This window comes from Alkalimonas mucilaginosa, from assembly GCF_036327005.1.
GTDB lineage: Bacteria > Pseudomonadota > Gammaproteobacteria > Enterobacterales > Alteromonadaceae > Alkalimonas > Alkalimonas mucilaginosa.
The window spans coordinates 23,503-47,174 of the sequence record NZ_JAUGZK010000009.1 but is presented as its reverse complement, the minus strand read 5'-3'; the positions used below and the strand labels follow the sequence as shown (position 1 = coordinate 47,174).

The window sequence follows — 23,672 nt, the reverse complement described above, 5'->3', positions numbered from 1 at the left end:
AAAACATGACCAACAAAATTACCATCGAGCACAACAGCACCGCCGTTATCGATGTCCTGCAAGGGCTGATGGATCGGCTGGGCGATTTAACAGAGCCCATGCAACGCATTGCAGGCGTGATGGAAGATGCCACAGAGCGGGCCTTTGCCACCGAGGCCAGCCCGGTAACCGGCACCCCCTGGCAGGCGCTGTCCGACAACTACCTTAAAGCCAACCCTAGCCGCCGGGGCGGGCAAATCCTGCAAGCCAGTTCCGGTGGCCTGGCTGCCAGCTATACCAGCGACTATGGCAGCGACTGGGCGGAGATTGGCAGCAACAAAATCTATGCTGCTATCCACCACTTCGGCGGCACCCCGGAAATGGCCCCAGGGCCAGCCGCTATCCCTGCACGGGAACAGATCGGTTTATCCAGGGAAGACGAAACCGATATCCTGGACATAGTGGCCGATTACCTGATTTAGCCCAAACGCGCTCAAATCGCTTGTAAGGCGTCCAGCAGGGTTTTAAGCTACCAGCATTCATAGGGAAACCCTTTAAACGATTCTGACGCGATTTAAAGGGCGTTTATTAAGGAGTGTGAGCCTAATGGAACGTAAAAAAACGAACAGGAACTATGTAACATTATTTTTCGGGCCTTACACATTACTGGTATGGCTGGCTGCATTGTCACTGATAGTTCATCTAGTGCCTAAAATATTCCCGAGTATTCCTGCCGAAAATTTGCTCATGGCCTTTCTTCAGGCGATTACGACCTTAGCAGGCGTTTTCTTAGGCTGGAAGCTCGCCATCCATAGTGAGCAAAACAAACGAAAAGAAGATACAGAAATACGCATCAATGCCATCATGGAAGAAATTCATGATCTAGTAGGACCAATGAAGGAGGCGAGAGATTTATACGCTAAAAGCGCGCGAAAGGTAAAAAATAACAAAAACTCCAACCACCCCATTTCAATGACCCATTCATACCCCGCCTATCTAGAGTACTTTAAGTACATAATCCCCTGCATTTCCTCCGAAAAAAGGAAAAACATAAGAAACATATATAACATGCTAGAAAGCTATAACGGGCTAACAGAAAAAATACGGTTAGATGCTAAAAGGTATTTCGAGTATCACGACGAAACCGATACAGGGACTAACGAAAAGAGCGACCGAATGTTAGAACATTATTTATGCTCAGTAATGGCATATGATATTCATTTAAGCTGTCGATGGATGATAGAGAAAGACCCTAATACCTTAATAAATAGAAAATCAGATTTTTTCTCCAATGCTAAATCCGAAAATGAAAAGCTCAGAAAAGACCTATTTGGATTGTCTTAGATTAGCAAAACCCTTTAATCTACAACCGCTGCCCACCTAGCCCACAATCAGCCCAGGATAACCAACCACCTGGGCTGTTATGTTTCAACCATCACTGACTTCACTGGCCATTCTATCTGCTACCGTCGCAACCAGCTGCGGCATTGCCGCCCTGTCTGGCGAACTGGCCAGCGAGGATGGCTGGTACCAGTTGCTGCCAGATGGTGAATTCAGCTCCATAGATGGCCGCCCGCATGATGTGCCTGGCGGCAAGTGGAAGATGAATGCCGATATCGCGGCAAGGCTAATTCAGCGCGCCCAACTGCGCGCTAACGATCTGGTCATCGACTACGAACACCAAACCCTGAAAACCGAAGAAAACGGCAAACCTGCCCCGGCTGCGGGCTGGTTTAAAGACATGCAATACCGCCCTGGTAAAGGCCTGTTTATTAAACCTGCCTGGCTCAGTGCTGCCAAATCACACATTGACGCCAGCGAATACCGCTATCTGTCTGCCGTCTTCCCTTACGACAAAGCTACCGGTGAGCCATTAGAAATCCAAATGGCTGCGCTTACCAACTACCCAGGGGTAGATGGCATGGACGCCATAGCCGCCCTGGCTGCGAAAAAGTTTACCACTACCACCAACCCCCAACAGGGAGAACCACCCATGAACCCACTGCTACAGCAGCTGCTTGCGGCTATCGGTATTACCGTTGCAGACGGTACCGAGCCCACAGCAGAACAAGGCCAGGCTGCGCTTGCCGCGCTGACTGCCCTTCAAACCCAGGCAGCCAATGCCGAGGATCTGACCACTCAGGTGGCCGCACTGAAAGCCAGTCCTGGCAATATCGACTTGTCGCAATACGTGCCCATTGCCGCCTACAACGGTGTGGTTAGTGAGCTGGCAGTACTGCGCCAGCAGAGCACCACCGACACCGTGGACAGCTTGATTGAGCAAGCCCACAAGGACGGCAAGATTGTGGCCGCAGAACGCGACTACTTAACCCAGCTGGGCAACCAGAACGGCATTGCTGTACTGAAAGGCGTACTGGATAACCGCCCTGCCATTGCCGCGCTCAGCGCTGCACAAACCACCACCACGAAAGTGCCGGAAAAAACCGGTGACGATGAACTTACCCAGGAAGAATTAGCGGTCCTTAAGGCCACCGGCCTGGACAAAGCGGCTTTTCTGGCAGCTAAGAAGGCGAAATCAGCATGAGCATCGCAAAACGCATTGGCGTAAAACGCGCCTATCCCGTGGCAGCAGCAACCTCGCTGCATGTAAATACCATCGCCGTGCTGGCAGCGGGCCTGGCCATCCCATTGGCTCAAGCCGCTGGTACAGAGCTGTCGGCTGGTGTGGTGACCTTTGCAGTGAACAACCCAGGCGCAGCCGGTGCTGTGCGGGTGGAAGTGGAAGCCGGTGAACACAAGTTTACCACCACCGACATCGTGGCTGCCGATGTAGGCGCAACCGCCTACTTTGTCGATGACCGCACTGTTTCCAAAAGTCACGACACCAACAGCCGCCCCATCGCCGGAAAAATCATCCAGGTCGATGACGATGGTGTCTGGGTAGAACTGGGCGTTTAACGCCCGGTTGTACTGAATTTAAACCTGCTTTAAGGAGCAAGAAATGGATATTACACCACAGACGCTGCAAGCGCTGTTTACTGCAGTTAGCACTGCCTTTAACCAGGGCCGTAACACCTACACTGCCACTGGTGATCGCATCGCCACAGAAATACCTTCCACGTCATCGCAAAATGACTACAGCTGGCTAGGTGAGTTCAAGCGGCTGCGTGAATGGATTGGTGAGCGGCAAATCGAAAAAGCCAAAGTGTACAGCTATGCCATCAAAAACAAGAAGTTTGAAGCAACTGAAGGCATCCCAGCTGAGTACATTGAAGACGATCAGTACGGCATCTTAATGCCCAAGTTCCAGGATATGGGCTATGCAGCTGCCACCCACCCGGATGAACTGATTTATGCCCTGCTGGCCGCTGGTTTTACTACCCCTTGCTACGATGGCCAGAACTTCTTTGACACCGACCACCCAGTAGGTGAAGAAGGCCAGGAAGTGTCCGTCAGTAACATGCAAGCGGGCTCTGGCAACCCTTGGTTCGTGCTCGACACCCGTCGCCCCATCAAGCCCTTGATTAAGCAAAAGCGCCGAGACTACCGGCTGCAGGCCAAAACTGATGCAGGCAACTCGGATCATGTCTTTATGCATGACGAATACCTGTATGGCGTTGATGCCCGCCTGAATGTCGGCTTTGGCTTCTGGCAGATGGCGTTTGCCAGCATGGCCGAACTGAACGACGACAACCTGGACGCTGGCATTTCTTCCATGATGTCGGTGAAGTCCGACAAAGGTCGCCCGCTTGGCGTGATGCCTGATTTGCTGGTAGTAGGCCCATCCAACCGAGCTAAAGCCCGCAAGATTATTGAAGCGGCGCAAAAAGTCGGCGGTGAAAGCAACACCAACTACAAGGCGCTCGACTTGTTAGTCGTTCCCTGGCTGGCATAACCCGCGACGCAGCCGGGGTCGCGCCCGGCACCCTTACAACCCATACAACCGCTACAAGCGGCTAATTGGAGAAACCATGAAATGGCAAAACTATTATTCATTGTTTGCGCGGCTCATACGGGCTATCGCCGGGGCGGTATCCGCTTTGTTCAAGGTGAAAACACCGTGGAAACAGAAAACCTTACTGCCGAACAGCTACAGCAAATTCACCAGGATCCGTTACTGGTTGTGGGCGAATACGCAGACAGCATTAGCTTGCAGGATGAAGCAAATAAAGGTAGCGGCACGCAAGGGCCAGTGGGCGACGGAACATTATCAGCCGCTGTAACCGGGCTGACGCTGGAACAGGCGTTTGCCCAGCTGCAGCCGGACAACCCCGATCACTTTACTCAAAGCAATCAGCCACAGCTGAGCGCCCTGGAGCAATTGACGGGCCGCCGGGTAACCGCAGCAGAGCGCAATGAAGCCTGGGCAGCCTATCAGGCCGCATTGGCAATCAAAAGCGAAGCTGGAGACGCTGAGTAATGTACGCCACGGTTGCTGACATGATAAGCCGGTTTGGCGAGACCGACTTAGCCTTGCTCAGCTGGCGTGAAGGTGCCGCCGATGGCGACATCAACACGCCGGTAGTCGAGCAAGCACTGGCCGATGCTACTGCCGAAATCAATGGCTATATCGGTGGCCGCTACAAACTGCCACTGTCAGCGGTACCGGCAGTACTAACCAGCCACTGCTGCAGCATCGCCCGCTACCTGTTAAATGGTGACCGGGCACCGGAGCAAGTCACAGACCGTTACAAAGCTGTAATCCGGTTCCTGGAAGCCGTTGGTAAAGGCGATTTGCAGCTGGGCCTGGCCGATGACCAACCGGCCCAGCCCAGCGGCACCATTGCAGTGATGCAATCGGATGGCCTGGTATTTAGCCGCCGCAACAGCAAGGGATTTATCTGATGCACGATATCGGAGACAACTACCTGGCTGCTGAGCCGCACCTGCTTGATGTAGCGAAGTCTGTAGCAGGTTTTCGCCAGGTGTGCAGCACCAACGACCTGGCCGAAGTGGAAGAACGCAGCCAGGTAACCCCGGCCTGCCATGTCATCTACTTTGGCGATTCGGTGCCTGACATTGTGCAAGGCGGTACCTACAGCCATGTAACCCAAACCTGGTTGCTGATTATTGTTGTCCGCCAGGGCCGTGGCCAGAACCCGAACCGTGAAGCTGGCGAACTGATCAAGCAGCTGCTGTTAGCACTGCATGGCAACAACCTGGTCGACGGCAAGCACGTGTTAACCCGCATTAATTCACCGGCAAAGCCCCGCTACACCAAGGGCCACGCTTATTACCCCCTGGCGTTTAACGTCAAATTCAGACTGAAAGGAGATCGCACATGAGCGGTTTATTGTTAGCAGGCGATATTTTTATTGATCGCCTAACCGATACCGGAGCCAGCACGGGTTTAATTGGCCCTGTCAACGTCTCTCAACTGGCTATCAACACCCCCAGCAATGAAGTGGTGCGCACCTCTAAGCGTAAGGCCAGTCATGGCCAGGCGCTGGATGTAGTGAAAATAGCCCAGCCAAGCGAAATCACCATTGCATTTGATGACCAACCTGCCGAGCTGCTGGCGATGGCATTGCTGGGTGATACCTCTGTCATCAATCAGGGCAGCGGTACGGCCACAGATGAAGCAATTACGCTTCCTGCCAACCAGCGCTGGGCGAAGTTGGCCCACAGCAACCTGGCTGGGGCAGGTATCACTGGAGCCATTGTTACACCAGCCGGGCCACTGGATATTGCTGCAGACGTAGAAATCAACTATGCAGCTGGATTAATACGCGCCAAAAAAGGCGGTGCTATGGAGGCAGGCGGAGCCATCACCCTGACCTATCAGTACAACGCCATCAGCGGCATGGCCGTAAAAGGTGGTCTACGTCCGCAGATCCGTGCTCGCATCGTTGGCGACTTGAAAAACCTGGCAACAGGAAAAAACTGCAAACTGGAAATCCCGGAATCCGCCCTGGCACCAACCAACCCGGTAGATTTCATGGCTTCCGAGTTTGTAAGCACCACCTTAAGCGGAAAAATCAAGTTAGTGGATGGCAAAGACGCCCCCTTTGAATACCACGAACTGTAAGCCGTAACACAACCCAGTGAGGCCGCCAGGCCTCACTTTTTCCAAGCCCGGAGCCAGCACCCCATGAGCAAGAACCTTGAACTAGCCCTACGCATAGCCGCCAACGTCACCGGTGATAAAGACCTGGTGAAAATGGCTTCTGCTGTGCGCGATGTGGGCAAAGGTGCTGCCGAGGCCGACCCTAAAACCGATGCGCTGGCCCAGAAAATGGATCGGCTGTCGAACCAACAGCGGCTGATTAGCGAGTTTGAGCGCTCAAAGCGGGCACTGGATGCCAATGAGATTGCAGTAACCGCTGTCGCCATGCGGCTGCAGAAACTGCAAAAAGATGCCCAGGATACCAGCCAACCCTTCACGGTACTGGCCAAGAATATTGATGCGGCGGAAAAAGAGCTAACCCAGATGCGCAGCGAACTGGCACAAAACGCCAGCCGCCACACCACGTTGCAAGCTGCCCTAAAAAAATCCGGTGTCGATACGCGCGTCCTGAGTACCGAAAAGCGCCGGGTTCAAAATGAGCTGAAGAAAACCGCCGCCGACACCCGTGCACTCGGTAACGATTACCTGCGGGCCAACGGCCAGCAAAATCAATTTTCAGCGGGAACAAGTAATCTGGTTGGCCGGTTAACAGCTCTTGCCGGTACTTACTTTGGGGTTACCCGCCTTACCCGCGCCATCCGTGAAATGTTCTCAACCGGCAGCCAGTTTGAAAAGCTGGGCGTGCAATTCACGGCCTTGATGGGCAGCCTGGAAGGTGGTGAAAAAGCAACTGAATGGGTTAAAGACTTTGCCAAGACAACCCCCCTTCAATTAGAAGAGGTTTCTCGCGCCTTTGTTCGGCTAAAAGCCTATGGTTTGGATCCGATGGATGGAAGTTTGCAAGCCGTAGTCGACCAAACCTTTAAACTGGGCGGCAGCTTTGAAAAACTGGATTCCATCGCGCTAGGCTTAGGCCAGGCCTGGGCCAAGCAAAAGTTGCAGGGCCAGGAAATCATGCAGCTACTCAATCAGGGTGTCCCTATCTGGGATCTGCTGGCGAAAGTCACCGGCAAAAACACCGCTGAGCTGCAAAAACTATCCGAGCAAGGCAAGATTGGCCGCGATGTGATCAAAGCCCTGATGGAGGAGATGGGCCGCCAGTCCGAAGGTGCTGCCGTTGCCAACATGTCTTTGCTTTCTGGTCTTATTTCTAACGCCCAGGACAACCTGTCTCAGTTCTACAACCTGATTGCCACTTCCGGCTCTATGGACTGGCTAAAAGGTCAAATCGCGTCCCTGAACAGCGAGTTCGAACGCATGGCAGCGGATGGTTCTCTGCAGGAATGGGCGAAAAGTATCAGCGATACCTTGGTAAGTATTGGCGAAGGCGTTAAAACAACAGTCAGTACCCTTTACGAGTTTAAGGGGGTCATTGGTACCGTTGTCGCGGTATGGGCAACATTAAAAGTTGGCCGCTTTTTTATCGATCTGGTGGCTGGCACCAGAAATTCTATCGCCGCCCTGCTAAGCCTTATCGGCACAAAAAAAGCCGCTGCCCTAGCCAACAAGATGTATGGCCTGACACTCGCTGGCGTAACAGCGGCTTTAGGCAAAGCCCGCGCTGCCACACTCGCCTGGATGGCCAGCTTAACTGGCTTGGCGGCTACACTGGCAAAAACAGGGATCTGGGCGGGTATTGCATACGGCGTCGTGCAGATTGGCACTCTGGTCAAAGCTTTATGGGACTACAAAGGATCCGTCGATAACCTGAAGGAAAGCCAGCAGGATTTAGCCGAGCAGGAGGCTCTTTGGGCCAATGAGCTTGAACAGATCAATCTAAGGCTATCCACCAACTTCCAAACACGTCAACAGCTGAACAAGGCGATTGATGACGGTCTCCTGGTGATGAATAAGGAAACCGGGTTTTGGGAGCATGCCACTAAGGTTTTGCAAAACCAAACCATGACACTGCAGGATTACCGCGCTGTCTGGAATAGCACTGCAGAGGACATTGAAGAAGCCTATAAGCAGCTCGGCATTGCTTCCACGGCCAGCTTGCAGGAAACCGCCGAAAACTTCCGCCAGGCTTATGAAGCCATTCGTACTGGCAATGAACCCATAGAGCAGCAACGAGCCGCCTTCCTGAAATATGCCGAAGCTGCCTTAATCGCCGCCAAAGCAACGGGTACCGCTATCCCTGAAAGCTTGCGTTTAACTGCTGCCAACCAGGGCCTGGCACTGCAATTCGATGAGCTGCTGAAAAAGCAGGGCTTAGCCGTTGAAAGCTCTAAAAGCTATGCACAAAGCGTGGGCATATTGCGCCAGGAAGTGGACAAGACCAGAGCCACCATCGCCCTGTACCAAAGCGTGATTGAAAGCGAAACCGCCAGCATTGAAGAAAAGCGCCAGGCAACCCTGCGCCTGGTGCAAGCTCAGAACCTGCTTAAAGAGCAGCTGCAAACGCTGACAGAAATCGAATCCTTACGCACTGCCAATTACTTTGAAGTGAAAATGGCCCTGGAGGAAGCGCAGCGCGAGCTGGAGCGGCTTAACGAATCCTACCGGGCCGGGACAATCAACACCGAGCAATACAACGAGCAGCTGCAACGCCAATTGATGCTGGTGCAGGCACTGCAGCAACTGATGGGGCAAGCGGGCGGCAGTACTGCCGAGATGGCCGGAAGCCAGAAAGATGCAAAGCAAAGCACCGACAGCACCAATGCATCCATCGCCCAGCAATCAGAAAGCCTGGACGACTTAACCAATCAAACCGCTGCCGCAACAACAGCAACCAGCTTGTATGCATCCGCTCAGGCCTACCTGACCGAGCAGTTCAACTTTGCTAACACCTCATCAGAGGATCTGGCAAAGCGCTACAGTGAATTGACCTGGATGATAGACCAGAACCGGCGTGTGCATAACGTCTGGTGGCGCGAGTTGGCTGCGACTAGCAACGCGGGCTTTACCCGCGAACAGCAAATCATCAGCGAAACCCTGCAAGTACGGCGGTTCACCGAGCAACTGCAAAACAGCGCGATCACCTTAGAGCAGATCCGCCGCATTGCCCATGTAACGGATACCACCTTTTCACAGCTTGGCGCTAACGAACTGGCTCCGCTACGTAACGCAATTGCCCAGGCAGAGCAACGCATTCTGAGCTTGCGAGATGGGATCCAGGGCACTGTAGCAAGCCTGCAAGACGAACTGGATCGTCTGAACGACAACCAGAATGCCATCGAGGAGCGACGGTACAAACAGCAACAGGCAGAGCTGCAGGCAAAGCTCAAAGTGGCGCAAGAAGCAGGCGATGAAGAGGCCATCCGGGCAGCACAGCACGCGCTAAAACTTGCCAGGGAAATTTACCAGGTGAAAAAGCAGCAACGCGAAGAAGAAGCCGCCGAAAAGCTGCAGCGCGAACAGGAGCGAGCAGAAGCAGCCCCGCGCCCTACTCAACCTCAAAGCCAGGTTACCAGCACTGCCCCGGTACAGCCTCAGGCCACCCAGCAAAGGGCCAGCAACAACACTATTACCTTAATCCTTAACCTGGAGGGCCGTCGCTATCAGGCCAGCATGGCCAATAACGATGCCAATAGCTTTTTAGCACACGTCGAACGTGCCCGGAGTACATCGCTATGATCATCGACACCATCACCATGCCCGATATGCCATGGGTGAATGAATACAGCTGGTCTAGCCGGGTGGCAAATACCCAATATGCCAGCAGCGGTGCCTTGATGGTTGAGGTAGCCCAGCGCCAGGCAGGCCGCTCTATTGTGCTGCAAGAGGACTTGATTACCCGCGAACTGGTCAATGCACTGGTAACCCATGCAGAAGAAACACCAGGCGAATTTCAGATCACCCTGGGCGATGGCCGCACCTTTACCGTGATGTGGGATTACAGCAACCAGCCAGTCGCTGCCACACCACTGCAAGACGAGGTAGACCCAGACAACGACAGTTACCTGATGGCTGTCACCCTACGATTTATCACTGTTTAAAAGGCAATTAAATGCTACGCACAGACTTAAAAATCTTCAAATCCGAGCGCATGACGCAGAACGAGAATGGTGGCGGCCAGCGCACCGGCAACGAGGTTGAAAACGGCAAGCTAAACGATGTGTTTCGCAATATCAGTGACATTGCACACGCCCAGTCTGCCATCGACATTTCAAAAGTTTATCCATCAGTCCATACCAACGACCGCAAGCTGCTGCAAGATGCGCATGTGCTCATCAACGAGCCACCAATAGATCCACTGGTGGATGTAATGCTCATTGAGGCCCCTAACATCAATGAAGCCAGCGAACGCAGCGATATTATTGCCGCCATTGAGTCGGGGATTGTGCCTGGCTTTGCACTACGAACCGGCCTGTCAGCAATGGTTGCTGGCCAAACATCCATTAATATGTTGGATTTGCTTCCATCGGCAGCGCCAGATGGCGAGCAACCCCAAGTTTGGCTAGAGCCTGGGCAAGTAGTCGCTATTTCAGTCGAGTATACCGGTGCGGAAAGCGCCACTTGGCCACGCTTTACCCACTTTTGCAAAATCACCGGCTTCGAGCGTAATGGCAATGTCACTACCCAAGCTAATTTTGAACCCCCTTTACCTAAATCGGCCCCTGGTAGGAACACCAGCATCAACAGCCAAACCCGCTGCACCGTGCTTAGGGCCGTGACATCATCGGATCAGGTCATTTATCACGGCACTACAGTCCTGACAGACACATTAGCTGGCACTACGCTGAAAGTTGAGAAAACATCGGGCCTTGTATTGCCGCGCATAACTCAAACAGAATCCCGGCCATTTAACCAGGTTTTCATCGGTGATGAAGGCATGATCCGGAGCGTGATTAGCCTGCCTGCTGCTGGGCTTAGCTACACTATCGAGATAACCGATTTTGCCAACACGCCCTTTAACCAGTTTATTATTGAGTACACATCAGGCGGTAAACCTCGTACCAGGACACTGAGTGATGCATCACTTAGCGGCAATGAGCTAAGTTTTGTGCTGGATTTCAACGCCGACAACGGCACAAACCTGACCATCCAGTATTACAGCTCCACCCGCTATGCCAGTTACAGCAATGCCAACGCAGTACCAAGTAACTGGATCATCCTGCCCGCTACTGTGCGTAGCGGCAGCGTTTTGCGCACTACGAATTCTCAGCGCTACAGCGTTAGCCCGGATCCAACAGATGCAACCCGGATGATGGTCTTCAACAGCGCAACCTACAACTATACACTTGCAGCGATAATCGACCCGGAAGATGGTAGCGCCACCTATTTTAATAACTACGAAGATCTGCAATTTGAATCTGTCATTGAGAACATGGCCGCCAGCGGTGAATCATCAACCACCACGACATTCAGCATCCCCTTTGCAGAGTTCGTAACCAGCAGCCTGTACATTAGCGTCACTACTACCGGGGGCACATTACTAACAGCCAGCGCCGACAGCAACGGCACTATCACTGGTACCGATATCAGTGGCACAGTGACAGGTAGTTCCGTACAGCTGTCATTCAATACCCCTGTGCGCCTAAGCACGCTGTTTTACAACGTGGATGAAATCGTAGTACTCACACCACCCGTTGACCTGTATGGGGTTAACCCTCTGCGCCTCGTTGCTGGCGGTCGCGTGCCTTTGTTCCGGCCTTTTGGGGTAATAAATTTAAGTCATAACGAGTATCAAAGCGTGACAGAGCTGACACCGGCCCAAACCTTTAGTTTGCGCCCGCAAAGCTTTATCGACATTGTGGATAGTGAAGGCCAAAGCCTCTGGCACCCGCTCGATCAACACTTTGAGTACAACAAAGACACCGGTGTGCTCACTATTGTTGATGTGGATGGCTTTACCGGCCCCTTTGAAATCATCGATGCACTGAGCGAGCTGGCACTGGTCACTGAGGTCGGCGAAAACACCCTACGGGTTGCATCAACAATCGGCACATTCCCGCCTGGAACAGTTGTCAGCAGTGTGAAAATCCTGAAAGACCTGCAGGCCAGTGTCAGTAACCTGTTTGATATGACAACCTGGCAAAACGTCTGGAGCGACACCATCACCGGCGACCCGGCCACAGCCAGCTTTAACCAGCTCAACTACCCGATTGAGGTAGTCAACCAGTCTGCCATCAACGAACGCTGGGTAATTATTTTTATTGGCAGTTCAACATCATACCGCTGCGTGGGCGAGCAGCTGGGGCAAATCGCCACCGGCGACACCCTCAACGACTTCGCACCAATCAACCCCAACACCGGTGAGCCTTATTTTGTGATCCGGGCCAGCGGCTGGGGCGGCGGATGGAACCCTGGCGAGTGCCTGCGCTTTAACACCATCGCAGCAAGCCGCCCGCTGGTGCTGCTGCGCTCAGTCAGCGCTGGCCATAGCCAAATCGAGCAGGATTCAATCAGATTGCATTTCCGTGGTAATGCAGAGTAAGGAGTAAACATGGGACAGCCAGTAACAGTTTATCGGTGGGACGATCCGGGTGCGCCGCAGCTCAGCAGCCGCACTCCCAGTGAGATTATCGATATTCTTACAAAGTGCCTGGTCGATGGCTATGGGACTAAAGCACCGCTCGGTTGGACGCGCCCGTTTTACAATGCCAGCACCCAAGCCGTGGCATTTCGCAATAACGTGTCCGATGGCGGTAGTGGCGGCTATGTGAAGTTTTTTAGCGATAATGGCTCAAATAGTGCTGGTGCACTGATGCGCATTACGCATGCGGTCAGCATGACGGCCATAAATGAATTGTTTCATCAGGGATATACACAGGCTTTTGAGTTGCGCGCCGGCATCGACAGATGGGCATTAATCGGCACATCAACATCTGTATACTTTTTTGTATCGAGAGATGTGCCGATGTCCACACCAACAAGTGGCATAAACCAAACAATGTTTTTCGGTGATTATTATCCAGCGATATCATCAGATGTATCTCGCTGCATATCTATTGTTTCACCCTCGCTGAATAACGACACTGGATATGGATGGTCACGTACCCTGGATTGGTTATCATCAAACGGTAATTTCAATGGTATTAACTGCCTGTTGATATTTGATGCGGACGGCTATGCGCAAAATAGATCATATGGACTCAGCGTAATTTACCCGACAGATAGCACATCATCCGCAATTTTTAACGATGTACCAGCTCAATCCCAGATCACATATCCAGTTTTTATTAAAATGATAGGTGAGTCTGGTGTGACAACAGGCACTGATCGCATGGGTACCGCATTATTCAATAGCAGCTTATCCCCTACATATCGTGGTGTGCTGCCAGGCCTCGTCCAGATGATTTATGCAGGATGGCGAAGTTACAGTTGGCCGACATTAATTGACGTGCATGGATGTCAGCATTGGCTCCTACGAAATCCATCCAATGGCCCATGTATGTTTGCAATCAAACTGGACGAATGGATAAACCCATATGTACCAGTTTGAGCCTCAAAAAGACGTGCCGGTTCACCGGGGGCTGGTAGAGATTGACATCGATATCGATGCCGAGCGTTATCTGATCATGCACCGGCGTACATTGATGGTGCTGATGCATGCACCCGTGCCAGCCAGCAATATTGCTCGCGTATTAGTGCCGTTTGAACACACCAACCAGCATGATCTGATGGTGATGATCTTGGACGATGACAACGAGTACAACATGGCCGGCAATGACAAAGTGCAAGCCCAGTTGGTTGATGCGCGAACGGTTAACTTTAACCCATGATAGAGCTACGCTTTACCAGCATCAACCAAGGGGTTGTCAGCCCGCTTACACTTCGATTTGGTGATGATGGTTCGGTGATACCACCGGTACCAATCCAAAACCCAACGATTGGTATGATGCTAACAACCAGCTGGCGGCCAGAACGGCCTATGGCAGCTTTTATCAAAACCGCCTGGCTGGCCAACAACGATATCACGCAACCGGTAAAGCTGGCATGGACCGCAGAACGCGCCACGACCAAAGCACTGCAACTGCCCTGGCAATCGCCGGATATCACCATGCAGCATGTGACGCTTGCATGGCGCTATATTAGCCTAAAGCAGCAACAAATCTCATCGGCCTGGGGCGACCAGCCGCTGCGCACTCAGAGCACAGCAACAAGTTGGGCAATATCGCCCTACCAGCAGCAGGCCTGGCTAGTTCTCTGGCAGCATCTGCCGATAACAGCATCAACCAAAGCTCCGGCATGGCACTACCCGGCACTAAGCCAGCAGCAGCTGGCCGCCATCTGGCGCTACGATTGCGAAATAGCCCTGCCCAAGCAAACACCTTGGGGGCCACGGCCACCAAGTTACTTGTGCAGCAACCGGTACCGGCTGCAGAAAAGCCCAATTGCTCTGCGGTTTGTCGACCCGACAGAGCCTGCCAGCGGGGCGGTAACCCTGCGCTTTAACAACGACAACAACCCGATAATTTGTGAGTTAGATTCTGGCGGCGGGTTAATCCGGCCACTGCCGGATCAACCAACCATCGACACCACCAAACCCATAACGCCCCCACGGCGCAGGAGCTACATCATGCAGCCAGAACTACGCTGCTATCGAGTCAGCGACAACCAAGAGGTGAATATCATCAGCGCCTCATTCAGCATCAACCGCAGCAGCTGGGCAGCAACAATCAACCTGGCATGTGGTAGCAGAGGCGATAAAGACCTGCTGTTTGCTGGTGGCCCCCAACTGTTTAAGCTGGTGATCAACGGCTTTGAGTTTTATGGCCTGGCTGAGCAGCCATCACTCGATCACCAGTTTGGTCAGACGGCCTGGACAGTAGAAGCCCGGAGCAGCATCGCAGCTCTTGCAAGCCCGCATGTTGCCCCCCGCTCTTACACAAACGCAACAGCCAAAGGCGTAGCGGCGCTAATCACGGACGAACTAGCCGGTACCAGCTGGACACTGGACTATCAGATGACAGCATTTAATGTGCCTGCCGGTGCATTTAGTTATCAGAACAAAACCAAGATGGAAGCCATTGCCAAGGTAGTGGCGGCTATTGGAGGCATGCTGTACCCCGATGGTGAAACAAATACTCTGATAGTTCGCCCACGCTGGCCAGTCGTGCCATGGGCAATGGCCAGTGCTACCCCAGATATTGCCGTGCATGATGATGTGATCCTGTCCTACAGCACGCGCCCCCAGGTAAACCCGCTATTTAATAAAATCTTTGTTCGCGGCGAGCAACAAGGTGTGAGCTGTGGCATTCGCCGCTCTGGTACAGCAGGCGATGTCATTGCCCCGGATGTAGTCGACGCACTTATCACAGACAACCAGGCAGCCCGCATGCGCGGTACGGCAGAGCTGGCTGACAGTGGCTACAAAGATGCCATTACTATCACATTACCGGTGATGGCAACCCTGCCCCCGTGCCTGCCAGGCACCTTGCTTGGCGTTACCTGGCAAACCGACATTTATAAAGCAACGGTCGATAGCCTGTCTTTATCAGCAGTACGTAACAGCAACGGTGCTATTACGGTTCGCCAAAATGTGGGAGCGCTACGCAGCTATGAGTAACAGCTACCAACGCCTGCGGGTGCTCACTTCCAAAGCAACCCGAACTGTGGCCACAGTCACAAATCACAACGCCGACGGTACAAGCACCGTCGAGCTAATGGCCGGTACAAGCATCACAGTACTGGGACAAGAGGTAGATATTGGCAACAAAGCGTACATTGAGGATGGCCGCGTAATAGGTGTAGCCGCAGACCTGCCGCATGCAGATATTGACGTTTAACGTTCAAAAAACAGCCATATCAGCAAAATATCATTTTTTAATAAAACTACTGATGAGATATTTTTTGCAATTTCAGGTAATTTTCCAACAACAAAAAGGAGATGTAATGATGAAAGTAGCATTGCTTGTAGTTTTCACCTGTTTCATGGGCACAGCCATGGCATCGGATGACCCTTGTGACTCAATCCTCGACATTGATGATTGGTTACAGTGTATAAGTGTCGATGATCAACCACCAATGCAACCGCAAGGCCCTGGCTCAGGTGGTACCGGTGGTAAAGATAAGCAGACAGAGAGCTAAGCATTGGACAACCTGACTGCATTCATCCTGAATAGTCTTTGGATCATCGCGTTCATTCTGGCCATGTTTTACAACATGGCCAGGCGGCCAGATCTAAAGGCAGTGACCATATTGGCTGGCTTACTCGCAGCCGGCTATGCAATTACTCATTGGGTAACAGCTGAGCTGTTTGATGGCCGTTCCTACCATGAGCACATCACATTCCAGTACATCTTATGGGGCGGTGCCTGCCTGGCGATTATCGCGCTGATCCTTTCCATCAGACCCGTGCAGCAGCTCCGGCTGTACTGGGTGCATTGGACAGTTATTCTACTGCTGGCTATTGATGTGCTCGGCAACATCCTGATGCACCTGGATCAAAACATTGTCGGGCTCAATACACTGGCTGAGCCCAATCTTAACTGGAGTACTGATAGCTGGTGGCTGTGGTATTGGTATTCCGCCCAGAGCAACATCAACAACGCATTAATTCTGGCACTGCTGTTTGTGCCTGTCGGCATGGAAAGTAAATTAATGAGCCAACCAAAGAATATAAAAAAGCTATTTAAGAGCCTGATCCAGGGGTTTAATATTCTGACATTTTTAAACAGTCAGCAGTCGGTTATGAACCGCATGGATGTGATTCAGGACATGATCGATGCCCTGCCACACGCTGAGCGAAGTGAAGCCCAGTCACTGCTATTCAGTGCTAAAGAGCTGACATACAGGATGGATGAAACAGGTCAGGAACATTACGAAGCAATCACCCTGCTACTCGATGCAGCTGCACACTGCGCATCCCACATCAGCGCCCACGATGCAAACACAGCCCTACTAATCACTAAAGCAAAGAGCAGGTAACCCCTGCTCTTTTTCTCAAACTACCCTGCGATCTGGATGCCTGGCATTTCTCAAACTACCCTGCGCAATTTCTCAAACTAATCGCGCGGCTACAGTTCCAATTCGTTCCTGACGAATTGGTCGAACCGGAGGGTTCGTACCAAGACCGCCCTGCTCCGCAGTCAAACAAAAAGCCCCCAGCTTTCGCTAGGGGCTTTTTGTTTGAATATGGCGGAGAGGGAGGGATTCGAACCCTCGTTAGGGGTTAACCTAAACACACTTTCCAGGCGTGCGCCTTCAGCCACTCAGCCACCTCTCCGATACTCGCCGTAGCGAGCGCCGCTATACTAGGTAAAAAGCGGACTTGTTGCAACAGTTATCTGTTGCATTGCAACCTTCTGCTGGCAAATTAACCAGTTCAGGCATTCCCCTTTACTGCAACCTGCTGCTCTTTGGCAAAGTTCAGCATCCGATCCAACGGCAACAGGGCTTTATGCCGCAATGCTTCATCCACAAAAATCTCGTGCCCTTCTTTTTCCAGTAATGCTGCCTCAATGGCTTGTAAGCCATTCATTGCCATCCAGGGACAGTGAGCGCAGCTACGGCAGGTTGCGCCATTGCCACCGGTTGGAGCTTCGATAAAGGTCTTACCGGGCGCCTGCTGTTGCATTTTGTAGAAAATGCCTTTGTCGGTCGCTACGATAAAGGTATCGTTAGGCAGCGTTTGGCTGGCTTTGATCAACTGGCTGGTAGAACCGACTGCATCAGCCAGTTGTACCACCGAGTCCGGCGACTCCGGGTGCACCAGCACAGCAGCATTGGGGTACTGCTGCTTAAGCTCAACCAGGGCCTTGGCTTTGAACTCGTCGTGCACAATGCAGGCCCCGTTCCACAGCAGCATGTCGGCACCGGTTTGCTTTTGCACGTAGGCACCCAGGTGCTTGTCCGGGCCCCAGAGGATTTTCTTGCCCTGACTGTCCAGGTAATCCACTACATCCAGGGCAATGGATGAGGTCACTACCCAGTCGGCTCTGGCTTTAACCGCGGCGGAGGTATTGGCATAGACTACCACCACCCGATCCGGGTGGGCATCGCAAAAATCGGAGAACTCTTTGGCCGGGCAACCTAAATCCAGTGAGCAGGTCGCCTCCAGCGTTGGCATCAGCACGGTTTTTTCCGGGCTTAAGATTTTGGCCGTTTCGCCCATAAAGCGAACCCCTGCCACGATTAGCGTATCAGCAGGATGCTCTTTGCCAAAGCGGGCCATCTCCAGCGAGTCGGACACACAGCCACCGGTTGCTTCTGCCAGTGCCTGAATTTCAGGCGAGGTGTAATAGTGTGCCACCAGCACCGCATTGTGCTGTTGTAATAAGGCTTTAATACGCGCCTTGTACTCTGCCGCTTGATCTTGTTGCAGTGGCATAGGCTTGCGCGGAAAAACAAACTGCTGTTCGTCGAAATACAAACTTTGTTCCATCGTGCCAGTCTTCGTTACCGATAAAGGGCAGCATTATACCTTGATAGCAGGGGAAATGACAAAACTTGCGGTGTGCTTTACTGCGATGAAAAAAGTGGTGGGTCATGATGGATTCGAACCATCGACCAATGGATTAAAAGTCCACTGCTCTACCAGCTGAGCTAATGACCCCCAAAGGGATGTGTGAACGAACTGAATTTGGTGGGTCATGATGGATTCGAACCATCGACCAATGGATTAAAAGTCCACTGCTCTACCAGCTGAGCTAATGACCCAATTCAGAACTGTCACAAAGAGGCGGTGGTGGGTCATGATGGATTCGAACCATCGACCAATGGATTAAAAGTCCACTGCTCTACCAGCTGAGCTAATGACCCTCGCCGCGGACGCATATCTTACTGATTTCAGCCGTCAGTGCAACCGAAAATTCTAAAAAAGTGTGCTCCCAATGGTTAAACGCTTAAATAGAAAGCAACTTGCTGAAAATGACAACAGCCTTGCAACCTTTTTCTTAATTTAAGCTGTCCAGTCTGCCTTGCGCCAGACGCACTGCCGGAGCGTTTGCATGTTGTTGTACAACCTGCCGATAGAAGCCTTTTGCAGCATCCAGGTTATTCTCCCGCTCCGCAATTTGCCCCAGTTTAAACAATGCATCCGGTACTTTGCTGGAATCAGAAAAATTTTGCACCACGCGCTGGAAGTAGGTTTTCGCCTTGGATAGCTCATTGTCACGAAGTACCAGCTCGCCCAACCAATAGTTGGCATTGGCTGCATAGACTGAGTTAGGATAACTTTGCAAAAAGCCTTCGAACGCTGTGATGGCAGCATCGTAACGTCGATCGCGCAATACCAATTGTACTGCGCGATCGTAGGCGTCATTTTCTGATACATCGGTAGAGTATTGCGTAGTGACTGGGTCAATACTGGTTTCTATCTGCTGAGGAGCCGTCGCTGAGCCCGAAGCCATACGGCGCTCAATTTCCTGATAGATATCACGTTGACGTTGTACAATTTCTTCCAATTGATAGCTGTGCAGCTCGGTTTGACCCCGTAGCTCTGATACTTCATCCAGTAATTGCTCCAGTTGCTGTTGCATCCGAAGCTGAGCATTGGCGCGCGCCTCAACTATCCGCTCCAAAGCGTCCAGTCGCTGCTCCATACTGCCAGCCGGAGCTTGTGATTGCCCGCCCCGACTGCGACTAATATCAGAAACCGGAGCAGGATTTGCCCACACGGTGGCTGACATCATAGCTGCCAGTACTATCAATGGTTTTTTCATCTCACAACGCTTCTCTTAACAGGAATTAATACGCCAGTACGGCACGACGGTTTTTGGCAAAACCAGCTTCAGTACGTGACATATCCACCGGGCGCTCTTCGCCATAACTTACGTTACGCATTTGGTTCGCTGGTACTCCCAGGTTCTGCAGATACTGCACCACAGCCTGAGCACGACGCTCACCCAAGGCAATGTTGTACTCTGGCGTACCACGCTCATCGGTATGACCTTCGATGGTAACGCGTACAGATGGGTTATTACGCAAGAACTCGGCATGAGCACGCAGGCTTTCTACAAACTCCTGGCGGATGGTTGAACGGTCAAAGTCAAAGTAAATCACATTTTCCTGACGCAAGGTTTCCATCTGCTGACGCACACGCTCAGCTGGTGTTAAGGCCTGCTCTGCCCGCTCTACTTGCACTGCAGCATCACGCGCCATTTGCGCCTGACGCGCTGCTTCAGCTTCGGCATCCGAAACACTGGTTTGCGACGTAGAACTACAAGCGGCCAATGTTAAAATTGGCAACGCGATCAAAATGCCTTTCAAAGCGTGTTGTACCTTCATAGCAACATATCCTTAATAGATTGAATGATTGAATTTCATTGTTATAAAAATGGCGACCAGGCTGGTGATTTTACCTCACCTTCAGCGGCTGGTAACCGGGCTTTAAAACGACCATCCATAGATACCAAAGCCAGCACCTGTCTGGACCCATGCGTGGTGCTGTAAATCACCATAGACCCATTCGGGGCTATGCTGGGTGACTCATCCAGGCTGGTGGTAGTCAGAACCTGCATATAGCGGGTCTGTCGGTCCATCCGGGCAAGCTGGTAACGTCCTTGGCTACGATTCACCATCACAATGGACTGGCCATCCGGAGTAAAGGTTCCGGCTAGATTCATCTCACCTTCGAAAGTCAATCGCCTTGTAGTTCCAGTTTGTAAATTTACGCTATAAAGTTGCGGATTACCACCTCGCTCCGAACTGAAAATAATTTCTTTACCATCCGGTGACCAGGCAGGTTCAGTATCAATTGCACGGTGGTTGGTGATACGCGTTAATTCTTTGCTGGCAATATCCATCACATAGATTTCCGGGTTGCCATCTTTTGACAGCACCATTGCCATTTTCCGGCCATCAGGGCTCCAGGTAGGAGCACCGTTGATACCAGGGAAGCTGCTTAATACACTGCGACGCCCGGTATAAATATCTTGAATAATAATTTGTGCCTGACGTTGCTCAAAGGTGACATAGGCCAACTTAGTACCGTCAGGTGACCAGCTGGGCGACATTAAAGGTTCAACTGAGCGCAACAGGATTTGCTGATTGGCACCATCGTAATCGGCAACCGCCAATTGGAATGGGAACTCAGCACCATGCTGTACCAGTACATAGGCTATCTTGGTTAAAAATGCACCACGGGTACCGGTTAATCGCTCATAGACAATATCGCTGATGCGGTGGCCAAACTGACGCACCTGGCTGCCTGAAATGGTGGTTTCACGCGCTTCCAGTATATGCTCCTGGCCTTGCACCAGTTGCCCTTGATTCAACCTCTGACGGCTTAAACCAGCGTTGCCCCGCACCACATCAATCAACTCAAAGGATACGGTGTAGCGATCCGGACCAACTTCACGGATGGTGCCTATCACCAGATGCTCCACCCCTTCTTTGCTCCAGGCGGCATAGTCCACATCACTGGCACGGTGAGGCTGCTGAGGCATCCGAACAACTGGCGTAGGGTTAAACTGGCCACTACGCATTAAGTCGGCAGCAATAACATCGCTGATGGTTTCTGTAGGCCGATTCACCCCTTCAAACCGAAAAGGAACCACAGCGATAGGCCGGGCCGAATCAATGCCTTCCGTTATTACAATCTCCAGCGCACTTCGTGCTTGTACGCCCAAACTAAGAAGTAAAGTAAGGATTAAACTAAATTGAATAATTCTCATAATTAAAGTTCTGGGGCCATCGTTAAGTTAATATTACGCAGTTGCTCAAACACTGCCGGATCCTGCGATACAGGCAAATTTCCAGCGCGCTCTACTGCCCGTAATGCTGCGTCGCACACCAACTGGTCTCCGTCGAGTACACTGACATTGGTCACAAAGCCGTTGCTGGCCAGGCGAATATTAATCCGACACTGCCGGCCTCGCATCCGCTCATCCTGACGGAAGTTTTGCTGAATACGGTCACGGATCATAGCCGTAAAGCGCTCCACCTCACTAACGGTTTGACGCTGACGTGCCGCTTGCCGTGCCTGGGCTTCGCGCTCTAACCGCTCTTGCAACTCACGCTCCTGCTGGGCGCGTAATTGCGCATCGCGTTCGCGTTGAACCCGTTCAGCCTCTGCACGCTCAGCCGCCTCCTGCTCTTGCCTGCGCCGCTCAGCAGCAGCTCTGGCTTCAGCTTCAGCTTGCTGACGTTGCTGTTCAGCTTGCCGAGCCCGCTCGGCTTCCTGTTGCTGCTGCCTGCGCGCTTCTGCAGCGGCAGCAGCGGCTTGTCGTGCAGCTTCGTCTTGCTGACGGCGTTGCTGTTCTAAACGACGGATACGCTGCTCTTCCTCGGCTCTGGCTTGTTCCGCCGCCCGGGCCCGGCGCTCTAAATCCGCGATGCGTTGCTGTTCAGCGCGTTGAGCTTGCTCCCGCTGATCCCGTAACTGTTGCACCCTTTGTTCGTATTGTTGCTGATCAATAGCCACAGCTTCTATCGGGGCTGCTGGTTCAGAGGATGCAGATACCGTGACTGGCGTTGGCTTCAGGCTGGGACTTGGTGCAAAATTACTGATCACCAAAATGACCACAAAGCCAAGATGGAGCAACAGCGACATCATTAAAGCTGTTTTGAACTCCCGCTGCATCATCTAACTGCCCTCCCCCGGGTCAGTCATCAGCCCCACCGATGGCGCACCTGCGTTTTTCAATAAATTAATCAAGCGAATCACTGCATCGTAACTCACGGTATGGTCACCTTTAACGATTACTTGAGTGCCTGGCTCAATAGTCAACCAACTGGCGACTTCATTCACCAGCTCGGCCGAAGTATAGGGCCCGTGAGTCTCAGCATCTTTCTCAAAGTAATACAAACCTGCGGCATCGACGGTTGCAACCAAAGGCATCTTACCATCGGCCATTTGCTCCAGTGGCTCCGCTGAAGATTTTGGTAACTCGACCTTGACTCCTTGCGTTAGCATCGGAGTCGTCACCATAAAGATAATCAGCAGCACCAACATTACATCAATGTATGGCACTACATTGATTTCTGCCATCATACGGCGCTTTTTACGTATGTACATCAAGCGGCCTCGACTGCATTGGTCGTCGCCTGACGATGGAGAATATTGGCAAACTCCTCCACAAAATTGACATAGCTGCTTTCCAGCAACTCTACCTGATGCGAGAATTTGTTATAGGCAACCACCGCAGGAATGGCTGCGAACAAGCCCATGGCCGTTGCAATCAAAGCTTCGGCGATCCCAGGAGCCACCATATTCAGCGTAGCCTGTTGCACTGAGCCAAGAGCAATAAAGGAGTTCATGATGCCCCAAACGGTTCCAAACAGCCCGATGTAAGGGCTGATAGAGCCTACAGTCGCCAGAAAAGGTAAATGCGTTTCCAGGCGCTCAACTTCTCGCGATAAGCCAACCCGCATTGCGCGCTGAGTGCCTTCCATCACAGCGCCGGACTGCCGGGTACTTTTGTGCAGGCGAACAAACTCTTTGAAACCAGATTTAAACAAGGCTTCTAAACCCGTCACCTGGCCGCGGGCGCTGACTTCGGTATAGAGTTTTGACAAATCGATGCCAGACCAGAACTTATCTTCAAAACGTTTTGCTTCGGCACTGGCTTGCTTTAAAACTTTTCTGCGCTGAAAGATCATCGCCCAGGATAAGATAGACATGCCAACCAAAGTTAGCATAACGGCCTGCACAATAATTCCTGCTTCAAACAGCAAGCCTATAACTGAAATTTCACCGGACACTGGACACTACCTCTGAGAGTTTGATATTTGATTCATTCATCAATTGGCTGAATTCGCGCAGTGCTTATCATAGGGCAGCCATTTTGCGAACTCAACCGGTGTATGACAATTGCCATAAAATACTTTTAAGCCA

25 protein-coding genes and 4 tRNA genes are annotated in these 23,672 nt (G+C 52.1%); 18 read left to right on the top strand and 11 right to left on the bottom strand.

Annotation, left to right across the window (positions count from 1 at the left end; all coding sequences use genetic code 11):
• The first annotated feature begins 5 nt into the window (after positions 1-5).
• From QWF21_RS12355 to QWF21_RS12270, 18 genes are all read left to right on the top strand, one after another.
• Positions 6-461 carry a phage virion morphogenesis protein gene (locus QWF21_RS12355; protein WP_330088359.1) on the top strand — a complete coding sequence of 152 codons (456 nt, stop codon included), beginning with the start codon at positions 6-8 and terminating at the stop codon, positions 459-461.
• A gap of 124 nt (positions 462-585) precedes the next feature.
• Positions 586-1,323 (top strand): hypothetical protein, encoded by a 738-nt coding sequence (locus QWF21_RS12350; protein ID WP_330088358.1) that lies wholly within the window; start codon positions 586-588, stop codon positions 1,321-1,323.
• A 79-nt stretch (positions 1,324-1,402) separates the two neighbouring features.
• Positions 1,403-2,524 carry a phage protease gene (locus tag QWF21_RS12345; protein ID WP_330088357.1) on the top strand — a complete coding sequence of 374 codons (1,122 nt, stop codon included), beginning with the start codon at positions 1,403-1,405 and terminating at the stop codon, positions 2,522-2,524.
• Positions 2,521-2,898 (top strand): hypothetical protein, encoded by a 378-nt coding sequence (locus QWF21_RS12340; protein WP_330088356.1) that lies wholly within the window; start codon positions 2,521-2,523, stop codon positions 2,896-2,898. The genes QWF21_RS12345 and QWF21_RS12340 overlap by 4 nt, the downstream gene beginning before the upstream one ends.
• A 43-nt stretch (positions 2,899-2,941) precedes the next feature.
• Positions 2,942-3,835 (top strand): Mu-like prophage major head subunit gpT family protein, encoded by an 894-nt coding sequence (locus QWF21_RS12335; RefSeq protein WP_330088355.1) that lies wholly within the window; start codon positions 2,942-2,944, stop codon positions 3,833-3,835.
• Positions 3,836-3,916: 81 nt separating this feature from the next.
• Positions 3,917-4,360: an HI1506-related protein gene (locus tag QWF21_RS12330; protein ID WP_330088354.1), complete on the top strand. Its 444-nt coding sequence runs from the start codon at positions 3,917-3,919 to the stop codon at positions 4,358-4,360.
• Complete coding sequence (locus tag QWF21_RS12325) at positions 4,360-4,785, top strand: gp436 family protein (protein ID WP_330088353.1); 426 nt, start codon at positions 4,360-4,362, stop codon at positions 4,783-4,785. The genes QWF21_RS12330 and QWF21_RS12325 overlap by 1 nt, the downstream gene beginning before the upstream one ends.
• Positions 4,785-5,225, top strand: a complete 441-nt coding sequence (locus QWF21_RS12320) for a phage tail terminator protein (protein WP_330088352.1) — start codon at positions 4,785-4,787, stop codon at positions 5,223-5,225. The genes QWF21_RS12325 and QWF21_RS12320 overlap by 1 nt, the downstream gene beginning before the upstream one ends.
• Complete coding sequence (locus tag QWF21_RS12315; RefSeq protein WP_330088351.1) at positions 5,222-5,968, top strand: phage tail tube protein; 747 nt, start codon at positions 5,222-5,224, stop codon at positions 5,966-5,968. Before QWF21_RS12320 ends, QWF21_RS12315 begins: the two co-directional genes overlap by 4 nt.
• A gap of 63 nt (positions 5,969-6,031) precedes the next feature.
• Positions 6,032-9,583 (top strand): tape measure protein, encoded by a 3,552-nt coding sequence (locus QWF21_RS12310; protein ID WP_330088350.1) that lies wholly within the window; start codon positions 6,032-6,034, stop codon positions 9,581-9,583.
• On the top strand, positions 9,580-9,945 hold the full coding sequence (locus QWF21_RS12305; RefSeq protein ID WP_330088349.1) for a hypothetical protein: 366 nt from the start codon (positions 9,580-9,582) through the stop codon (positions 9,943-9,945). The genes QWF21_RS12310 and QWF21_RS12305 overlap by 4 nt, the downstream gene beginning before the upstream one ends.
• 11 nt (positions 9,946-9,956) lie before the next feature.
• Complete coding sequence (locus tag QWF21_RS12300; RefSeq protein WP_330088348.1) at positions 9,957-12,386, top strand: hypothetical protein; 2,430 nt, start codon at positions 9,957-9,959, stop codon at positions 12,384-12,386.
• Positions 12,387-12,395: 9 nt separating this feature from the next.
• Positions 12,396-13,394 carry a hypothetical protein gene (locus tag QWF21_RS12295; protein WP_330088347.1) on the top strand — a complete coding sequence of 333 codons (999 nt, stop codon included), beginning with the start codon at positions 12,396-12,398 and terminating at the stop codon, positions 13,392-13,394.
• Positions 13,381-13,674: a hypothetical protein gene (locus tag QWF21_RS12290; protein ID WP_330088346.1), complete on the top strand. Its 294-nt coding sequence runs from the start codon at positions 13,381-13,383 to the stop codon at positions 13,672-13,674. The genes QWF21_RS12295 and QWF21_RS12290 overlap by 14 nt, the downstream gene beginning before the upstream one ends.
• The gene (locus QWF21_RS12285) at positions 13,671-15,461 is read left to right on the top strand and encodes a hypothetical protein (protein ID WP_330088345.1); all 1,791 of its coding nucleotides are present in this window, start codon (positions 13,671-13,673) and stop codon (positions 15,459-15,461) included. Before QWF21_RS12290 ends, QWF21_RS12285 begins: the two co-directional genes overlap by 4 nt.
• Positions 15,454-15,681, top strand: coding sequence for a hypothetical protein (locus tag QWF21_RS12280; RefSeq protein ID WP_330088344.1), 228 nt, complete (start codon positions 15,454-15,456; stop codon positions 15,679-15,681). Before QWF21_RS12285 ends, QWF21_RS12280 begins: the two co-directional genes overlap by 8 nt.
• A complete protein-coding gene (locus tag QWF21_RS12275; protein ID WP_330088343.1) occupies positions 15,662-15,982 on the top strand; it encodes a hypothetical protein in 321 nt (106 codons plus the stop codon). Before QWF21_RS12280 ends, QWF21_RS12275 begins: the two co-directional genes overlap by 20 nt.
• A 3-nt stretch (positions 15,983-15,985) precedes the next feature.
• Positions 15,986-16,822 (top strand): hypothetical protein, encoded by an 837-nt coding sequence (locus tag QWF21_RS12270; protein WP_330088342.1) that lies wholly within the window; start codon positions 15,986-15,988, stop codon positions 16,820-16,822.
• Positions 16,823-17,030: 208 nt separating this feature from the next.
• Here the strand turns inward: QWF21_RS12270 and QWF21_RS12265 are convergent.
• From QWF21_RS12265 to tolQ, 11 genes are all read right to left on the bottom strand, one after another.
• Positions 17,031-17,120 (bottom strand) — tRNA-Ser (locus QWF21_RS12265).
• 99 nt (positions 17,121-17,219) lie between these two features.
• Positions 17,220-18,278, bottom strand: coding sequence for a quinolinate synthase NadA (gene nadA, locus QWF21_RS12260; RefSeq protein ID WP_330088341.1), 1,059 nt, complete (start codon positions 18,276-18,278; stop codon positions 17,220-17,222).
• 95 nt (positions 18,279-18,373) lie between these two features.
• Positions 18,374-18,449: transfer RNA gene (locus tag QWF21_RS12255), tRNA-Lys, on the bottom strand.
• A gap of 28 nt (positions 18,450-18,477) precedes the next feature.
• Positions 18,478-18,553: transfer RNA gene (locus tag QWF21_RS12250), tRNA-Lys, on the bottom strand.
• Between the two features lie 26 nt (positions 18,554-18,579).
• A tRNA-Lys gene (locus QWF21_RS12245) sits at positions 18,580-18,655 on the bottom strand.
• Positions 18,656-18,789: 134 nt separating this feature from the next.
• On the bottom strand, positions 18,790-19,557 hold the full coding sequence (gene ybgF / locus QWF21_RS12240; RefSeq protein WP_330088340.1) for a tol-pal system protein YbgF: 768 nt from the start codon (positions 19,555-19,557) through the stop codon (positions 18,790-18,792).
• 25 nt (positions 19,558-19,582) lie between these two features.
• Positions 19,583-20,122, bottom strand: a complete 540-nt coding sequence (gene pal / locus QWF21_RS12235) for a peptidoglycan-associated lipoprotein Pal (RefSeq protein WP_330088339.1) — start codon at positions 20,120-20,122, stop codon at positions 19,583-19,585.
• Between the two features lie 41 nt (positions 20,123-20,163).
• Positions 20,164-21,513 carry a Tol-Pal system beta propeller repeat protein TolB gene (tolB, locus tag QWF21_RS12230; protein WP_407935292.1) on the bottom strand — a complete coding sequence of 450 codons (1,350 nt, stop codon included), beginning with the start codon at positions 21,511-21,513 and terminating at the stop codon, positions 20,164-20,166.
• Positions 21,513-22,421: a cell envelope integrity protein TolA gene (gene tolA / locus QWF21_RS12225; RefSeq protein ID WP_330088337.1), complete on the bottom strand. Its 909-nt coding sequence runs from the start codon at positions 22,419-22,421 to the stop codon at positions 21,513-21,515. Before tolA ends, tolB begins: the two co-directional genes overlap by 1 nt.
• Entirely contained in the window at positions 22,422-22,853 is a 432-nt protein-coding gene (tolR, locus tag QWF21_RS12220) for a protein TolR (RefSeq protein WP_330088336.1), read from the bottom strand.
• Complete coding sequence (gene tolQ, locus QWF21_RS12215) at positions 22,853-23,539, bottom strand: protein TolQ (protein WP_330088335.1); 687 nt, start codon at positions 23,537-23,539, stop codon at positions 22,853-22,855. The genes tolR and tolQ overlap by 1 nt, the downstream gene beginning before the upstream one ends.
• Positions 23,540-23,672 lie beyond the last annotated feature (133 nt).

Bases quoted from the DNA above. Each gene is read 5' to 3' on its own strand.
- tolA (WP_330088337.1), bottom strand. From the start codon at position 22,421: ATGATGCAGCGGGAGTTCAAAACAGCTTTAATGATGTCGCTGTTGCTC.
- tolR (WP_330088336.1), bottom strand. From the start codon at position 22,853: ATGTACATACGTAAAAAGCGCCGTATGATGGCAGAAATCAATGTAGTG.
- QWF21_RS12300 (WP_330088348.1), top strand. From the start codon at position 9,957: ATGCTACGCACAGACTTAAAAATCTTCAAATCCGAGCGCATGACGCAG.
- QWF21_RS12355 (WP_330088359.1), top strand. From the start codon at position 6: ATGACCAACAAAATTACCATCGAGCACAACAGCACCGCCGTTATCGAT.
- nadA (WP_330088341.1), bottom strand. From the start codon at position 18,278: ATGGAACAAAGTTTGTATTTCGACGAACAGCAGTTTGTTTTTCCGCGC.
- QWF21_RS12310 (WP_330088350.1), top strand. From the start codon at position 6,032: ATGAGCAAGAACCTTGAACTAGCCCTACGCATAGCCGCCAACGTCACC.
- QWF21_RS12345 (WP_330088357.1), top strand. From the start codon at position 1,403: ATGTTTCAACCATCACTGACTTCACTGGCCATTCTATCTGCTACCGTC.
- QWF21_RS12350 (WP_330088358.1), top strand. From the start codon at position 586: ATGGAACGTAAAAAAACGAACAGGAACTATGTAACATTATTTTTCGGG.
- QWF21_RS12325 (WP_330088353.1), top strand. From the start codon at position 4,360: ATGTACGCCACGGTTGCTGACATGATAAGCCGGTTTGGCGAGACCGAC.
- QWF21_RS12280 (WP_330088344.1), top strand. From the start codon at position 15,454: ATGAGTAACAGCTACCAACGCCTGCGGGTGCTCACTTCCAAAGCAACC.
- QWF21_RS12340 (WP_330088356.1), top strand. From the start codon at position 2,521: ATGAGCATCGCAAAACGCATTGGCGTAAAACGCGCCTATCCCGTGGCA.
- QWF21_RS12285 (WP_330088345.1), top strand. From the start codon at position 13,671: ATGATAGAGCTACGCTTTACCAGCATCAACCAAGGGGTTGTCAGCCCG.
- QWF21_RS12320 (WP_330088352.1), top strand. From the start codon at position 4,785: ATGCACGATATCGGAGACAACTACCTGGCTGCTGAGCCGCACCTGCTT.
- QWF21_RS12315 (WP_330088351.1), top strand. From the start codon at position 5,222: ATGAGCGGTTTATTGTTAGCAGGCGATATTTTTATTGATCGCCTAACC.
- QWF21_RS12305 (WP_330088349.1), top strand. From the start codon at position 9,580: ATGATCATCGACACCATCACCATGCCCGATATGCCATGGGTGAATGAA.
- QWF21_RS12335 (WP_330088355.1), top strand. From the start codon at position 2,942: ATGGATATTACACCACAGACGCTGCAAGCGCTGTTTACTGCAGTTAGC.
- ybgF (WP_330088340.1), bottom strand. From the start codon at position 19,557: ATGAAAAAACCATTGATAGTACTGGCAGCTATGATGTCAGCCACCGTG.
- QWF21_RS12275 (WP_330088343.1), top strand. From the start codon at position 15,662: ATGCAGATATTGACGTTTAACGTTCAAAAAACAGCCATATCAGCAAAA.
- QWF21_RS12330 (WP_330088354.1), top strand. From the start codon at position 3,917: ATGGCAAAACTATTATTCATTGTTTGCGCGGCTCATACGGGCTATCGC.
- QWF21_RS12290 (WP_330088346.1), top strand. From the start codon at position 13,381: ATGTACCAGTTTGAGCCTCAAAAAGACGTGCCGGTTCACCGGGGGCTG.
- QWF21_RS12295 (WP_330088347.1), top strand. From the start codon at position 12,396: ATGGGACAGCCAGTAACAGTTTATCGGTGGGACGATCCGGGTGCGCCG.
- pal (WP_330088339.1), bottom strand. From the start codon at position 20,122: ATGAAGGTACAACACGCTTTGAAAGGCATTTTGATCGCGTTGCCAATT.